The organism is Pandoraea thiooxydans (assembly GCF_001931675.1).
Classification (GTDB): domain Bacteria; phylum Pseudomonadota; class Gammaproteobacteria; order Burkholderiales; family Burkholderiaceae; genus Pandoraea; species Pandoraea thiooxydans.
Window position 1 is genome coordinate 1905065 of record NZ_CP014839.1, and the last position, 16118, is coordinate 1921182.

General features: G+C 57.3%; 13 protein-coding genes and 1 pseudogene. 12 read left to right on the plus strand and 2 right to left on the minus strand.

Going from position 1 to position 16118, the window contains the following annotated elements; genetic code table 11:
• Positions 1 to 414 precede the first annotated feature (414 nt).
• The 6 genes from PATSB16_RS08760 to PATSB16_RS08785 all read left to right on the plus strand — a co-directional run bounded on the left by PATSB16_RS08760 (position 415) and on the right by PATSB16_RS08785 (position 6769).
• Positions 415 to 1662, plus strand: a complete 1248-nt coding sequence (locus PATSB16_RS08760; protein ID WP_047213799.1) for a glycosyltransferase family 2 protein — start codon at positions 415 to 417, stop codon at positions 1660 to 1662.
• Positions 1659 to 2699, plus strand: a complete 1041-nt coding sequence (locus PATSB16_RS08765) for a bactofilin family protein (RefSeq protein ID WP_047213800.1) — start codon at positions 1659 to 1661, stop codon at positions 2697 to 2699. The genes PATSB16_RS08760 and PATSB16_RS08765 overlap by 4 nt, the downstream gene beginning before the upstream one ends.
• On the plus strand, positions 2687 to 3679 hold the full coding sequence (locus tag PATSB16_RS08770; protein ID WP_237170323.1) for a hypothetical protein: 993 nt from the start codon (positions 2687 to 2689) through the stop codon (positions 3677 to 3679). Before PATSB16_RS08765 ends, PATSB16_RS08770 begins: the two co-directional genes overlap by 13 nt.
• Positions 3680 to 3789: 110 nt before the next feature.
• A complete protein-coding gene (gene wecB, locus PATSB16_RS08775; RefSeq protein WP_257786664.1) occupies positions 3790 to 5022 on the plus strand; it encodes a non-hydrolyzing UDP-N-acetylglucosamine 2-epimerase in 1233 nt (410 codons plus the stop codon).
• A 60-nt stretch (positions 5023 to 5082) separates the two neighbouring features.
• The gene (locus PATSB16_RS08780; RefSeq protein ID WP_052892630.1) at positions 5083 to 5931 is read left to right on the plus strand and encodes a YaiO family outer membrane beta-barrel protein; all 849 of its coding nucleotides are present in this window, start codon (positions 5083 to 5085) and stop codon (positions 5929 to 5931) included.
• Between the two features lie 10 nt (positions 5932 to 5941).
• Complete coding sequence (locus PATSB16_RS08785) at positions 5942 to 6769, plus strand: hypothetical protein (RefSeq protein WP_047213801.1); 828 nt, start codon at positions 5942 to 5944, stop codon at positions 6767 to 6769.
• A gap of 94 nt (positions 6770 to 6863) precedes the next feature.
• Here the strand turns inward: PATSB16_RS08785 and glmS are convergent, their stop codons facing one another.
• Entirely contained in the window at positions 6864 to 8693 is a 1830-nt protein-coding gene (gene glmS / locus PATSB16_RS08790; RefSeq protein ID WP_047213802.1) for a glutamine--fructose-6-phosphate transaminase (isomerizing), read from the minus strand.
• A gap of 566 nt (positions 8694 to 9259) precedes the next feature.
• Between glmS and PATSB16_RS08795 the strand changes: the two genes are divergently transcribed.
• A complete protein-coding gene (locus PATSB16_RS08795) occupies positions 9260 to 10231 on the plus strand; it encodes a GGDEF domain-containing protein (protein ID WP_072628628.1) in 972 nt (323 codons plus the stop codon).
• A gap of 73 nt (positions 10232 to 10304) precedes the next feature.
• On the opposite strand, the gene PATSB16_RS08800 is transcribed toward PATSB16_RS08795, so the two are convergent.
• Entirely contained in the window at positions 10305 to 10601 is a 297-nt protein-coding gene (locus PATSB16_RS08800; protein WP_052892632.1) for a hypothetical protein, read from the minus strand.
• Positions 10602 to 11381: 780 nt separating this feature from the next.
• Between PATSB16_RS08800 and PATSB16_RS08810 the strand changes: the two genes are divergently transcribed.
• The 5 genes and pseudogenes from PATSB16_RS08810 (at position 11382) to PATSB16_RS08825 (ending at position 15993) form a co-directional block, all read left to right on the plus strand.
• On the plus strand, positions 11382 to 11750 hold the full coding sequence (locus PATSB16_RS08810) for a hypothetical protein (RefSeq protein WP_156884690.1): 369 nt from the start codon (positions 11382 to 11384) through the stop codon (positions 11748 to 11750).
• 34 nt (positions 11751 to 11784) lie between these two features.
• Positions 11785 to 12573 carry an MIP/aquaporin family protein gene (locus PATSB16_RS08815; RefSeq protein ID WP_052892808.1) on the plus strand — a complete coding sequence of 263 codons (789 nt, stop codon included), beginning with the start codon at positions 11785 to 11787 and terminating at the stop codon, positions 12571 to 12573.
• Between the two features lie 160 nt (positions 12574 to 12733).
• Entirely contained in the window at positions 12734 to 13324 is a 591-nt protein-coding gene (locus PATSB16_RS08820) for a PAS domain-containing protein (RefSeq protein WP_047213804.1), read from the plus strand.
• An 83-nt stretch (positions 13325 to 13407) separates the two neighbouring features.
• Positions 13408 to 13932, plus strand: a pseudogene (locus PATSB16_RS21105) (chemotaxis protein CheB); the annotation flags it as partial.
• 168 nt (positions 13933 to 14100) lie between these two features.
• Positions 14101 to 15993, plus strand: coding sequence for a CheR family methyltransferase (locus PATSB16_RS08825; RefSeq protein WP_237170360.1), 1893 nt, complete (start codon positions 14101 to 14103; stop codon positions 15991 to 15993).
• Positions 15994 to 16118: the final 125 nt, after the last annotated feature.

Sequence of the window (16118 nt, forward strand, 5' to 3'; positions counted from 1 at the left end):
TATGTCCGACGAAAATTCCTGGTGTTACGCGGCTTTTCTCGTGTAGCCGTCACGCTTGGAGGCGTCAATATCATCCTGGTTCTCGCCGGAGTGCTTGGGTTGCCGGTGAATTCCTCCGCACTGAGTCATCAGATGTTCCTGTCCGCGTCATCGGAAGCACAGAGTTCGCGCTTGACGACCGGCGGTGAGGTTGCTGGGGTGGGCATTGGAGCTGCATCGCAGAAAGAGAGTCAGCCGACGCACAGTGCCGCCCAGGCGATATCGCCGGATAGCGGCAAGCCGCGCGAGCTCAGGCCCACCGCCGCCGGGCCATCGGAAAATGCGGGGATCAGCACGCACGCGGCGTCGGCAAGCGAGACCCGCAGGCAATCCAGAGGTTGGCTGGCTATTACGAGGCATTCCGTTGCCTCGGGCATGACGACGGCGCTGTTTGGGATTGTCTTGATCATGACAGCTTATGCCTTGCGGCACATGCTGTTCACGCTCAGCCGGCTGTTCGGCAAGCAACGGCATCCGTACATCGACATCGACGACGCGCCGTGGCCGATGATCACGGTGTTCATCGCCGCCCACAATGAAGAAAATGTCATTGCCGGATGTATGGACGCATTGCTCAACACGAGTTACCCGATCGACCGCCTGAAAATCGTTCCGGTCAACGATCGCTCCGTGGATGGCACGCGCGTCATTATCGACGATTATGTCGCGCGACATCCGGGCCGCATCATACCGTTTCATCGCGCGGATGGAAAAGCCGGCAAGGCTGCAGCGCTCAAGGATGCGTTGGCTTATGCCGAAGGCGATATCGCGATCATTTTCGATGCGGACTATGTGCCGGGACGCGGCTTGTTGCGGCAACTGGTGGCTCCTTTCTTCGATCCCGAAGTCGGCGCCGTGATGGGCCGCGTGGTGCCGATGAATGTCGGCACCAACCTGCTCACCCGGATGCTTGATCTCGAGCGATCGGGGGGGTATCAGGTCGACCAGCAAGCGCGCATGAACTTGAAACTGGTTCCCCAATATGGCGGCACTGTCGGTGGCGTGCGCCTGTCCGCGGTCAACGCCGTGGGCGGGTGGCATGACGATGTATTGGCCGAAGACACCGACATCACTTACCGACTCTTGCTCAACGGCTGGAAGACGATTTATACGAATCGCTCCGAATGCTATGAGGAAGTGCCGGAAGATTGGCGCGTGCGCATCAAACAGATCAAGCGTTGGGCCAAAGGGCACAACCAGGTACTGGCGCGATATTGGTATCAGTTTTTAACGAGCCCCTATCTGAGTTGGCGTGAACGCATCGACGGCATGTTGCTGCTGCTGGTCTTTGTCATGCCTCCGCTTCTTTTGCTCGGCTGGATACTCGCGCTCTGCCTGTATTTTCTCGATGCCGGAGATCTTTTGACAAAATTGATACCGATATTTGCCTTGATGGCTTATGGCACGATGGGAAATTTCGCTGCTTTCTTCCAGATTGTCATTGCCGTATTGCTTGACGGAAATCGACGCCGGCTGCGCCTGCTGCCTTTTAATCTGCTTGGATTTTTCGTTAATCTGTTTGCGATCTCTTCGTCCGTTTTCAGTTTGACGATCGATTACGTTTTCAAGCGAGACATGGTCTGGGAGAAAACCGTGCGGTACCGCAAGCCGGGGGTCGAATGAACCTCGCCTGGCTTTACTTCGTCGCATTCGGAACGACCTGCCTGGCGCTGATGTGGCTGGCATTTCATCCCGCGTGGCAAGAATGGCGAACACCGACTGACCGCACGCCGCTGGCGGTTTTCCCCAATTACACCAGCGACATCGATCACTTCGCGGAAAAATTTCGTGGTGTCGCGCTGTCCAATATCGCCGGAGAAATCCTGGCGGCCCATGAAACTTTCGAACACGTACCGGAAGATCTTAACGAAATGAATTGGGCGCTCGCGCGGCGTCCGTTGATCGCATACGACTCGATCAAGACGGCGGGGCCCGTCCGATGCAAGCCGCCGTTATTTGTCCAGGGTGGCATCGAGGCTTCGAGCGGCGACAGTTTTACCGCGCTGTTTGCCCAGGGCAGCATCAGATTGGGGCCAGATAGCGAGGTGCTTGAATGGGCTTATGCCGATGATGTCATTTATCTCGGCGAAGGAAGTTGCGCGTTGCGCCGCATATCCTCCGCGACTGCTGTCGAGTTGGACAAGCGGTGCTGCTTCGAGCGAATCAGCGCGCCCGTGGTGCGCTTCGGCGTTGCACCCGACGGTGTCCCAGGCACACGAAGACCGGCGCCGGTTGAGGCATCGTTCGACGATTTGCCCAATGTGATTCGCCGCGGCGACTCGGTTCATATGGTCAGGGGCAACTGTGAATTACCGGACGGAAAAATTTATCGGGGATCGCTGATTGTGACCGGGCGTCTTTTGATTGGTGCATGGGTGGAAATCGATGGAGACATCAAGGGCAGGAAGGACATCACGGTGGGCGCGCATGCGCGAATTCTGGGGTCTCTGATCAGCGAGAAACAAATTCAGGTGCGCCATGAAGCGTTCGTCGAAGGACCGGTCATCTCGGAGACCATTGTTTATCTTGGTGTACGGGCCAAGTTGGGGACATCGGCATCGCCAACCACGATTAGCGCGGGAAATATTTTTGCCGAAGCCGGCGCCATCGCGCATGGCACGGTATGGGCGAGGGATTTAGGAGTGGTATGGTCAATATGAGCGTTGCAAGACTTTGCGGTTATCTGGTATTGCCGATTGCGCTTGCCTTTTCAATGCCTTGCCATGCGCAGCCATCGAAGCTGCAACTGGCCGGTTACGCCGATCCGCAAGGGGCGATTTCGATTCAATATAACGGCGACACCATAGACCCGTATTTCGCGCTGCAAGCGCTTCTGCTGGCACGCGAAAACGGGCTCGACATTTCTCCCTATGCGAGACAATGGGCTGATTGGCTGGTTCAGCGGCAAAAGCCGGATGGCACCTTCGACCGCTACTGTCGTCGCGGTCCGGTATGGGCGCCCTGCAAGACCGCCGATGCCGACGACGCGCTGGTGGCCCTCTGGCTGAAGTTTCTGGACACCATGCCGGCAGAACTCAAAAAGAATCCGGTTTGGCAGCGAAGCTATCAAAAAAGCGTTGCCACGTTGAGTCACCTCATCGATCCGGTGCGAGGCATCTACTTGGTGTCCCCCGTCTATCAACACGGGCTGTTCATGGATAACCTGGAAGTTTTGTCCTATCGTCCGAAGCCGGGCGGCGGCACCGCATTGCTGGATACAAAAAAGCTTGCGCGCAATATTCACACGATATTCTGGGACAAGCAGGCGCGGCATTTCCTGGTGTCCACCCAGTCGGGACAGGATGCGATTGCCCGGACTTTTTATCCTGACGATATCGCGCAATTGTTTCCGCTGCTGTTCAAGTTCGACCACCTGCCCACAGATCCACATACCTATTATGAGCAATGGATGCATCAGTATCGTGCGGCATGGCTCATGCAATCCCATGCCGACTTTTCCTGGGGCCTGGTGGCGGTCGTCGCGCTGGATCACGGCGATCCCACCTCTGCAAGCTGCTGGCTCCGGGAGACGCGCGCGGCTCGGAATACCTCGCATTGGATCGTGACCGACGAAGTGGCGCGGCAGATCCTGGCCCACAAGGGTGTTACGGCAGCCGGGCCGGAGGTTAGCTGTCAATGACCCGTTCCCTGCGCGTCATGCTCGATGTCTCGCAAGCCGAATATGCTGGCGATAACAACCGTCGTTTGCCATCGCATACGCCGCCCTCATTCGATTTCAATAGGCCTGTCGTGTCCAAAAAAACTTATCTGGCTTGCATCGGGACCCGCCCGGAAATCATCAAAATGGCACCGGTGTATCGGGAATTCAAAGCGCGCGGCCATCAGGTACTGGTGGTTCATACGGGCCAGCATGGTGCTATCGCCGAGGCGCTGTATGCGTTTTTCGATATGCCGCCCGATATCACTATTGATCTGCAGCGCAAATCGTCATCACTGACGGATCTGACCGCGGCGCTGCTCCATGGCATTGATGACGCCGTCGAGCGGCTCCGGCCGGACGCGCTGATGGTGCAGGGCGATACCACCTCCGCACTGGTCGGCGCGCTGGTCGGTTATTACCATGACAAGTCCGTGATACACATCGAGGCCGGTTTGCGCACCCATGAGCGCGAGCCTTTTCCCGAGGAGAAAAATCGCGAATTGATCGGTCGTCTGGCCAGTTGGCATTTTCCGCCAACGCAGCAGGCCAGCCTCAATTTGCAGAATGAAGGAGTCGATCGCGCTGGCGTTTTCGAAGTGGGTAATACCGTCATTGACGCCGCGCTGTGGGCGCACGAGCGCATCAAACATTCGCCGCTCGAGCGCAATGCGGTGACGCCGGCCGACTTGCTTGAGTTCGAAGCCCGCTATCCGAGCCATCGATTGATCCTCGTCACCGCTCACCGGCGGGAAAACTGGGGCCAACCAATCCGCAATATCGCTCATGCCGTCGCGCGCGTCATTGAAGCGCACGGCAAAACGGTGGCGGTATGGCCGTTACATCCGAATCCGGCAGTGCGGGCCGACGTTGAATCGGTCATGCGGGATCTGCCGCCACAGGTTCGAGCGCGCATCTGCGTGACTGAACCGCTGAGCTACCAGGCGTTAATTGCGATGTTGGTCCGTTGCGAGTTCACGCTGACCGACTCCGGCGGTATCCAGGAAGAGGCATCCGCATTCCGTAAGCCCGTACTGATTGCCCGCAACAGCACCGAACGTCAGGAACTGGTCGACGCCGGCGGCGCGAAACTGGTGGGCACTGAGGTTGCCGAGATGGTCGAGCAGGCGGGTTTGCTGTTGACCGACCCGGCCGCCTATCGTCGCATGCAACTCGACAAGAGCCCGTTCGGCGACGGTAAGAGCGCGCAACGCATCGTTGACATTCTGATCGACGCCCATGCGACTTTGGAACGGTCTGCTCATTTCATCGTTCCGTCGCCAGAGATGCGGCAAGACAACCAGTCCGGCCGGACTTTGCCGTGATGCAAGCGGGCGCTGCCGACCGGCACGCCCCGATAACGGGATTTCCATGGGAGAGCAGGCGTGGCAACGGAATACTTTATTCTCACCGCAATATTGTCCCTATTCGTCGCATGCGCGCCTGCTTACGCACAGCAGCAGAATGTGGAGAACCCCAGCGTCGCCAACAAATACGTGCAACCGGTGCCAGTCGATGTCGTGGCACCGCCCATTCGGAGTCTCGAACTGAGCGCCGGCGCCGAGCACCTGAGCGCGGGTTATGGGAACTGGCTCGATACGACGTTGCGCGGCATCTATGGGATTGGCCCCAATGTGATTCAGGCAGAGCTCTCCTCCAAACGCGAATTCGGCCAATTTGGCAACTTTGTCGGCATCGGCGACACCTATACGATCAATCAGGATTGGTATGTCAGCGCCGCCGTTGGCTTTGGCGATGGCGCGTTCTATTTACCTCGCGAACGTCTTGACGTGTTCATCAACCGCAAGTGGCTGCCAAAGCGCAATCTCGTCAGCTCAATCGGTGTCGGCTATTACAACGCTCCGGATGGCCATATCGATCGCAGCCTAAGCCTTGGGGCGGCCTATTATTTCGATCAACCGTGGATCATCCAGGCGGGCGTGCGTTTCAACCATAGCGATCCGGGAAACATCCCAACGCATCAACAGTTCGTCGCCGTCACTTATGGTCGCGACAAGAAAAATCTGGTGACGGCACGCTATAGCTGGGGAGGCGAGGGGTATCAGGCAATTTCCCAAACGGCAACGCTGGTCAATTTCCAGAGCAAGGAGATTACTCTCGAATGGCGTCATTGGTTCAGCAAGAAGTCGGGCTTTCTGGTCAGCGTGGATCACTACCAAAACCCGATTTACGGACGTAACGGCGCATATGTCGGTCTGTTCCATCAATTCTAAAAATTTCACAATGAAAAAACAGACAGGTACCGCGCGGGCACGCGAACAGGCGTTCCGCGCGGCAGTGAAATCGCTCAGGCAGACCAAACTATTGCATCGGCATGCGCGCCAGCATCGAGCCATCAGCCGACTGCCCATCGGCCCCTATTTGCTGCTTCAGGCAATAGCGCTACCCACGCTATTCTGCGGAGGCTTGGTGTGGGCAAAGCCTTATATCCTAAGGATCTGGCGCGACTGTGTCGTATTTTGGGCGCAACGACTGAACATACCGCTTCAGGTTGATCGCGGCACTGGAAATTGGCGCAGCCTGGATCTGATCTGGGCACAATCCGCGCCAACCGCGGACCTGCCAAGCAACGCGATCATGTTAGCCACCGCCGCGGCAACCGCGCTTGCATTCCTGGCAACGGTTTGGATGAATGGCCGATTATTGCCGCTCAAGTATCTGATCCGCATTCTGTGCGTCGTGCAAGCGATGGCATTGCTGTTTTTTTGGCTTTGGCCCACGCAATTTCCCTATACGCCTCTGAGTCACCTGACTGCCGTGATCGATATGGGATACGAATTGCTGTTAGCGATACCGGTCATGCTCGCGATTGGCTACTACATTTTGAATGTGCGCATAGCAGTAAAGGCTTTTTATACGACAATGATTCTGGCTTACTTCTTCGTGATGATTCCAAATCAGGCGGTATTGCACATGCTGATACTTCAGCATTTATCAGTGCTCTTCATGCCGGTGTTGTATATCTGCTTCGGTGCGGTATTCGACGTATTGATTTTCGTCGCGTTGTACTCCTGGGTAGCCAGCATGGCGCCGGCGCAAGCAACCATCTAAGGCCGAGGAGCCGCAAACGCACCCGCTCTCGTGTCGCGACCGAGGCGGCCAAGGCGCCGGGCAGTGCCGCCGCTTGTTTGCCGGCACCGCGCAATTATTCAACTGTGACGGATTTTGCCAGATTGCGCGGCTTATCGATATCGGTGCCTCGCGCCAACGCCGTGTGGTAAGCCAGCAACTGCAGTGGAACCACGTGCAGGATCGGCGACAACAAGCCATGATGCTCCGGCAGCTGTATGACGTGCATACCGTCACTGGGCGCGACCATCGAGTCGGCATCGGCGAAGACATACAGTTGGCCGCCCCGCGCGCGCACCTCCTGCATGTTCGATTTCAGCTTGCCGAGCAATGAGTTGTTTGGTGCAATCGTGACCACCGGCATATCCTCGGTTACCAACGCCAATGGACCATGCTTGAGTTCGCCGGCGGGGTACGCCTCGGCATGGATATAGGAGGTTTCCTTCAGTTTCAATGCACCTTCCAGCGCGATCGGATAATGCAAGCCGCGCCCGAGAAATAGCGCATTTTCCTTTCTGGCAAATAGGCTTGCCCAAGCCATAATCTGGGGTTCCAATTCGAGTATCCGGCAAATGGCCGCCGGTAAGTGACGCAGTGCGTCGACATGCAATCGTTGCTGTTCGGGCGTCAGGTGCCCGCGTAGTTTCGCCAGCGTAAGCCCCAGGATGAGTAAAGCCGCCAGTTGGGTGGTGAACGCCTTGGTCGAGGCCACGCCGATCTCGATGCCGGCGCGCGTAAGGAACGACAACTCGGCTTCGCGCACCAGGGCCGACACACCCACGTTGCAGATGGCCAGCGAGTGCCTGTGACCCAATTGGTGCGCATATTTGAGTGCAGCAAGCGTATCGGCGGTCTCGCCAGACTGCGATATCGCCAGTACCAGCGCATGCGGATTGACGGCCGGCTCGCGGTAGCGATATTCACTGGCGACCTCGACACTGACCGGAATGCCCACCAGCGACTCGATCCAGTATTTGGCGGTCATGCCAGCGTAATAACTCGAGCCGCACGCGAGAATCCTAATGGCGTTTATCTGTTTGAAAATCTCACTGGCACCTGCTCCGAACATCCCGGCATCCAGGTTCTCGCTGCCAATCAACGTATCAGCCAGAACCCCCGGCTGCTCAAAGATCTCCTTTTGCATGTAATGCCGGAAGGGCGCGAGTTCAGCCGGACCGGCGGTGGCCGACACGGTGTCGATCTTGCGATTGACCGAGATGCCATTACGGTCGACGACTCGAATCGACGTCTGCCGCACATCGACCAAATCGCCTTCCTCCAGATAGATGATCTGATCGGTGGCGCCGGACAGTGCCATTGCGTCGGACGCCAGGAAGTTTTCTCCATGCCCCAGTCCGGCCACCAGCGGGCAGCCGAGACGGGCGCCCACCATGCGATGCGGCTCACTCTTGCAAATCACCGCGATGGCGAATGCGCCAGTCAGGCGCTTGACGGCCTTTTCAACCGCATGCAGCAAATCGCCGTCGTACAAATGATTAATCAGATGAGCAATTACTTCGGTATCCGTTTGCGATTCGAAAAGGTAACCAAGAGATTTCAACTCGGTTCTGATGAGTTCATAATTCTCGATAATTCCGTTGTGAACCAACGCTATGCGTCGATCGCCCTGGCGATCGAGTGAGAAATGCGGGTGTGCATTATCGATCACCGGCCCGCCATGCGTCGCCCAGCGAGTGTGGGCGATCCCCGAGTTGCCGGCAAACCCGCTGGCATCGATCTGCGCCTGAAGTTCGCTGACTCGAGCAATACTCCGCGCACGGAACAGACCCTGATCATGAACGGCGATACCGCATGAGTCATAGCCGCGATACTCGAGTCGCTGCAAACCCTGCATCAACACCGGAACGATATTCCGGCCAGTTACTGCCCCCACGATTCCACACATCGCATATTCCTATTTGAATTGATTCATCGCCAGTGATTATTGCTTCGGCGATTATTGAATGTGACCGATGATTATTCATCACGACGCGTAAAGTGGGAATGTAGATTTCCTCGGTCAACGTGGCACGCTTTTACTCAGATTCTTATTAGGGAACGTCAATGGCCCGCAGCGCTACGTAAAACGCAATTCGGGCATTCTTGGATGACACCATGCCAGGATCGTGCCGTCTGTTCGATAGCCAACAGTGGCGCATTTCTTTTTCGTTTCCGGACGGCACCGCTTGCTATCGCATGCTCTATTTTTTAAAGTTAATTGAGTTTAGTGACTATCGAACCTGGCACCGACATCGCCGGATTCTATGTACGTTTTCGTACAGACAAAGCGATCTCGAACTGTTTAAATTAAATCAGGGGTTATTAAACATCGGTCGCGAGGACGCCACGTCGAGGGTGGTTCTTCCAATCAAATAAAGTCCGTGGTCCACCCAGTCATGACTGGATTAATCCTTCCAATGCTTTTCCTCAAATCAACTGAACTGGGGAAGATTGTTTCTGGAGGTTCAAAAGATGCAAAAAAAACAAAATCTGGTATCTGAACTGCGTCACGGTGAACTGCGTCACGGATCAGAGGATGGCGCTGCCGCCCCCGACGACGCAATCTCGAAATCACAACCTTGCACCAATAACAACAACCGGTCGCTGGCTGCTTCGGCAATTGCGGAAGGGATCACGGACAGCGTCAATCTGCTTAGCGCGATTAAATCGCGGTTCGAGTCAGGCGTCGCTATCCCGCTGAGTACCGCACTCAGAGACGCGGCATGCGAATCGCGCAGGGCGGCCAAGGAGAATATGCTGTTGTGCGCGGCGATGTTGGAGCAACTGCATGACCTGCTATTGCAGGAGAAGGCGCGGCTCAGACAACTCGAATCGGAAGTATGCAACGCTCGCGCCGCACTTGTTGCGGCGCGAGCCGATTTGGTCGGGACGCTGTCGGAGGGAAGACGTGTGCGCCACCTGGCCTTGCACGACGACCTCACCACATTACCGAATCGTGTTTTCTTTCGGGAATGGCTCAATAATGCGCTGCTCGCTCATCAGAAGCAGCGTCAGACCTTGGCCGTGCTTTACCTGGATCTGGACCATTTCAAGAGGATCAACGATGCGCATGGGCACCATGTGGGTGATGAACTCATCAAGATTGTCGCCGCTCGACTGGCGCGCACAGTGCGTATCGAGGACATCGTCAGCCGCTTGGGCGGCGATGAATTTGCCTGCTTGTTCTCAAATGTGCCTGATCGCGCTCATCTGAGCAATCTCGCCGGCAAGTTGTTCGAGGCCATATCGGCGCCTTTGGTAATCGACGGCGTCGCGTTCAGCATGCGCCCCAGCATTGGCATTGCGATATACCCGTCAGATGGCATGACGTCAACGGCGTTGCTCAAAAACGCCGATGCAGCCATGTATTGCGCCAAGCGACGCCAGACTGGTCACGCATTTTTTGATCAAATGGCAACTACGCAAACTCGTGGCGGCGCATAGCCAGCGAGGCTGCATAGAGGCGGTTGCAGAACCCTTGCCCGCAGCCCGGGCCTTCGACACGCAACATCGCAAGCTACAAATCGGCGACCGACTCGTCCTTCACATCGCCATCGATGATCTCGCGGCCATGCTTCTCGCCGGCGCGTCTGGCTTCACCGATCGCATCGTATGAGAGCGCTTCCGAAAGCTTGAACATGCGGCTGGTCAGATCCGTCGGTACGATCCCCGCGCGAAAAATCCGCACCGACACCTGGTACCCTTGATCTCGTTTGGGCACCCGCTTGATTTGGATGCCGTGCATATCATGGTTTGGATATATCAAGGTCTGAATTTCGAATCCCTTATGAACCGGAAGAACGGCAGTAAACATATTGTGCCTCTGTGTATATGACGAAATTCGCTAGACACGACCGAAGTGAGCGTGCCGGGATGAAATGAGGGGCGGCAACATTGTTGCGAGATCGCGAAGCGCGGCGTGCAGGACGGGGCATCACCAGCCAGCCAGGTTGCGAATCGAATAGCGCATCCAAATCAACGGCAAGTGAAGATACGCGGGCGCATTACAGCATCACGGCGTCATACATCTGAGCCCAGTGTGAGCACATTCCCATCAGTTTGCAACATATCTTGACGCCTGTTGGCGCCGCGCCGACGAAATAGAGTTGCTGCGTGCGCTGGCGTACAGACAGCCGGCTCCCGCATCGCTAGCGTTGCTACTATGAAGTGGGTTTCGCCGAGATGGCGTCGCGTCTTATCTCGGTACTCGATGAGGTACTGACGTTGGCTATCGACAATGAATTACCGCAGTCCCGAATTGACCTCTGCAGGTGGGAGGACGAAGGAGGGCGAGGCAGGCCGCTGCGAGGCTGGTCAAAAATCAGCTTGGTCCAGCCGCCCAGGTTTTTTTCTGATCCGTTATTCGTTTTGACGCGTTCGAAAAAATTCGCTACCGAGAAATCGAACCCTACCACCATCGAAAAATTCAGCGCGGCAAATCGGATGCTGTAGTGGGCACCATCCTCCGAGAAATGGCGTTTCCTGGCAAAGCCGCACCCGGTATGGCCGTAACGACAGACAAGCCGATGCCGCGATGATATCGGCGATATTCGCGCTTGCCAGGCAGCGACGGCGCACAGTTGACAGTATTGCGATGAAGAAAACAAAGATCAAATGGCTCAAAGCGCCTCAGCCGCACGATTATCCGGCAGCGGAAGCCTATTTGCGCTTGATTTTATTGCCACAGGCGGCGAGGCTCGCGGCTGTTGAATTGACGAGTGCAGCAATGACAACACTCGCCGCAAAGGACATCTTTCGGGCTTCCGGTGTTTCGCTGCTTGGGGTCAGCAACAGTCATGTTGAAAAGGATCGGGCTCGTATCACCCGGGGAAAGAAGTTGTCGCCGCTTTTGCTATTCAGAAACCCGGATCAAGGCCGGCTGGTCATTGCCGACGGCTATCATCGACTCTGTGCAGTCTATATGTTCGATGAAGATGCGATGATTCCCTGCAAAATCGTCTGAAGAAGAGAGCGCGGCTCGTTTGATGGAGGCCATTATGACGAAGGCTCAATCGGGTAAATTGACTTCAGAGCAGCTTATGCTGCGCGGCTCGCCGCCGCCCGATTTTCTGGAGTTTGCCCACGAGTGGCGGCGTCTATTCTCCGAAGCCTGGGGGACCTTCCTCCTGGTGGTTGTTGCTGCGGGCGCTGCCGTGGTCGGTGCCCGGAGCGGCGGTGAGATAACCCCGGGTATGAAGGTCGCGGCGCCGGGCCTGATGGTCATGGCTATCATTTATTTCATGGGGACTGTCAGCGGCGCCCATTTAAATCCGGCTGTCACATTGGCGTTTGCCGCGCGGCGCAATTTCCCGTGGCGCCGTGTGCCGGGTTACATCGGCGCTCAACTGGTCGGGGGAATCGCCGCGGCATCTTTTCTCCGAGCGATGTTCGGTACCGCCGCGTTGCTCGGTGCCACCACGCCCGGCTCCGGTGTGAGCGATGTTAAAGCGTTGGCGATGGAAATTCTGTTGACGACAGGGTTGGTCAGCACAATTCTCGGCACCGCATCGGGCGCTCGAAATATCGGTTCGAACGGCGCGCTGGCGATCGGTGGATATATCGCTCTGGCAGGTTTTTGGGCATCGCCCATCAGCGGAGCGTCGATGAATCCTGTTCGCTCGTTCGCCCCCGACCTGATGCGCGGCGACTTGAGCACCACCTGGATCTACGTTGCCGGTCCGCTACTGGGCGCGCTCATTGCGGTAGGCTTCGAGTGGGTTCTGAAAGGCAACGCAACCGCTGCTGGCACAATTGCCGCACAAGGAGACCACCAGGAAACGGGCTAAGCAAGGGCGATCTCATTCAACGATCATAACGTGGTTGTTTTTCGGCGATCGGCAAGGAATCTGCTACCATCAATAAAGAGTTTCAAGACGACACTTGCCTTGACAGGGCTGAGTAAGCCGTAACACAGAGTTGCAACGGGTTGATTAGAGGGAAACACTGATGAACACTGCTGATCTCCATAATCAGTTGCAATTGCGCTCTCGAGCGATGGCATACCTCGAAGACGGCACGGCGCTGCCGACAAACGGTGGAGCGGTCAGTGCCGGAACCCTGGCTTTGCTGCACCAGCTTGCCAACGATCCGGCCTACGCCGGCGATGTGCTCAAAATCCTCCATGAGCTGCAGGTCTTTCAGGTGGAACTGGATATCCAGCATGAACAGATGGAGCAAGACGCGCGCGAGTTGACGCTCGCGCTCAACCGATACGTTGAGCTCTATGCCCATGCCCCGGTTGGCTATTTAATCCTGGACTCGGATTACGTCATTCTTGAAGCCAACTTCATGGCAGGCGAGATTCTCGGTGTCGCGCATGACGCCCTGTTGGGGCAGAGAATCGATATTTTTTTTGCGCCGGGAAGTCGGCTGCCATTACTGACGCTGCTCTCGTCACTTCTCGCGGATCAGGAGCCGGGACATTTCCGCAAGGCAAGTCGCGCGGTGCAATCCGGCACGTCCATTCTTCAGGCCGTCGCGAGCGTCGCGCCGCAAAGCGGCGCTCTTTTACTCACAATGACCGATTCCGTGACCTGAGTCCGGGTATTGCGGCGCCTGCCCGCCGTGACCGCGGTGCGCTTCGGCCTGCGAGGCAGGTAGCCAACAAGGTCAATCGAATCATGCGCAAATCGCCTGGCCAACATCCCGTCGATGACGATCAGGTAACGCCGCGGATTGTCGGCATCGGCGCGTCGGCCGGCGGTCTGGCCGCGCTCGAGCAATGCCTGGCTCGAGTCCCGCCGAACAGCGGTCTTGCCTACGTGGTGGTGCAACACCTGGATCCGACCCACAAGGCGTTTCTGGCGGAACTGCTGCAGCGCTTCACCATGATGCCGGTGTGCCAGGCTCAGGACGCGATGCATATCGCGCCTGACAGCGTTTATGTCATTCCCCCGAACACCGAGCTGAGCGTCGCCGGCGGCCTGCTGCACTTGCAGCCCCCGCCAGCGCCACGTGGCATGCGCCTGCCGATCAATGCGTTGTTTTCGTCGCTGGCACGCGATCAGAGCGAACACGCCATCGTTGTGATTTTGTCCGGGATGGGCTCCGACGGCACGCAAGGGGTCCGGGCCGTCAAGGCGCTTGGCGGCCTGACCATCGCGCAATTGCCGGAATCCGCCCAGTTCGACGCCATGCCCAAAAGCGCGATCGAGACCGGATGCGTGGACATCATTGTGCCACCGGAAGAAATTGTGGCGCGCATTCTGGCCTACATCGGTAAAAGCCCAGGGCCGCAAAGGCCAAAGAAAACGGACGACGCGCCGGTCGATCACATGGCCGAAGGAACGTGCTCCGATCCGCTTGCCGCAGTCGTGGCACTGCTGCTCGCGCGTGGCCGGCACGATTTCTCAAGCTACAAACCCAGTACGCTGCGGCGCCGCATCGAGCGCCGCATGGCGATTCATTCGATAAGTTCGTTGGCGCGGTATGCAGATTTCCTGGAGAAGAATCCCCAAGAGATCGACCTGCTGTTCAAGGAACTGCTGATCGGCGTCACGAGTTTCTTTCGCGATGCCGCGGTCTGGCAGCATCTGGCGGAAACCACCTTGCCGGCGCTGCTGGCGAGCAGTGCTCGGGAAAAAAAGCTGCGCGCCTGGGTGGTGGGATGTTCGACCGGCGAGGAGGCCTATTCGCTGGCGATCGTCTTTGAGGAAGCGATGCAGCGCTTGCAACTGCGGGACAGAACATTGCAAATCTTTGCCACCGACTTGAGCCCGGATGCTATCGCCACGGCGCGGCGCGGCGTCTATCCGGCCTCCATCGATACCAGCGTATCCGCCGAACGGCTGGCACTTTTTTTCACCTGTCATGAAGGACGCTACGGGGTCAGCCAGAGAATTCGCGATATGGTGCTGTTTGCCCAGCAAGACGTTGTGCTCGACCCGCCCTTCACCAAGCTCGACATACTGTCTTGCCGCAACCTGATGATCTACTTCGATGCGGCGCTGCAGCGCCGGCTGCTGCCGCTGTTCCACTACAGCCTGCGCGCGGGCGGCATCCTGCTGCTGGGAAACTCAGAAACAACAGGGCAATTCGACCGTTTATTCACCCCGATCGAATCGAAGCTGCGACTCTATGCACGGCGTGAGAATACCCATTTCGATGGCGTCAACTTCCTGGCGCAATCATTCCCCCCACTGTCGACAATGAAAATGGAGCAAACCGTGCCTACCTCAAGACTTCCGGCGCAGCTCCATGAGAACTTGCAGAAGGCGGCGGACAATCTGTTGCTGCAGGTTTATGCCCCGCCCGCTGTGGTGGTCAACAGCTCGGGCGATATCGTATACATCAGCGGCCGCACCGGAAAATATCTCGAACCTGCCGCGGGCAAGGTCAATTGGAATTTTCATGCGATGGCGCGCGATGGCATCCGCCTGCCGATTGCGACCGGGTTACAGCGGGCCGCGGAGCAAAGCGAGCCGGTGCAGTTGACCGGTCTGCAGGCGCAGAGCACCCAGGGCAGCCAGCTGGTCGATGTGACGATACAGGCGCTCAAGGAGCCGATAGCTCTGCGGGGCATGTTCATCATCGTGTTCCGTGATGTTCCCGCCGCAGCGGGGCGCCGGCGCAAGACGCCCAGTGCGCTTGAGGCATCCCATGCGGCAGCATTGCAGCGATGCCACGAGGAGATACTGGCGCTGCGAGAGGAGGCGCGCATCTCCCGGGAAGAGCTGCAATCGACCAATGAAGAGCTGCAATCCACCAACGAGGAGCTGCAGTCGGCCAACGAGGAATTGACGACGTCGAAGGAGGAAATGCAGTCGATGAACGAGGAGCTGCAAACGATCAACGCCGAGATGCAGCGCAAGCTCGACGATCTATCGCTCGCTCAGAGCGATATGAAGAACCTGCTCAATAGCACCGACATCGCCATGCTGTTCCTGGATCAAGAGCTCAATGTCAGCCGCTATACCGAGCGCACCTCCAAAATCATCAACCTGCGGGAAAGCGATGTCGGCCGGCCCCTGAGCGATCTCACCACCTCATTGCAATATCCGGCGCTGCAAGACGATGCGTGCGAGACACTGCGCACGCTGGTCCCGTCGGAAAAGCAGATTCTCAGCAATGACGGCCGGTGGTTCGCGGTACGCATCATGCCATATCGCCGACTCGACAACGTCATCGACGGCGCTGTCATTACCTTTGTCGATATCACTGCGGCAAAGGAACTGGAATTGAGGCTTCGTCGAGAAGCCCGCGACTGACGTCACCGACCCAGCCACTGGCGCCTTGCTGCGCGTATGTTCGCTGACGCACCGACGATGAAGCGAGCGCAGGGGTAAGCTGACAATTGATGGTGATGCGGCCGCCTCGGCGGCGCGTGACAAAT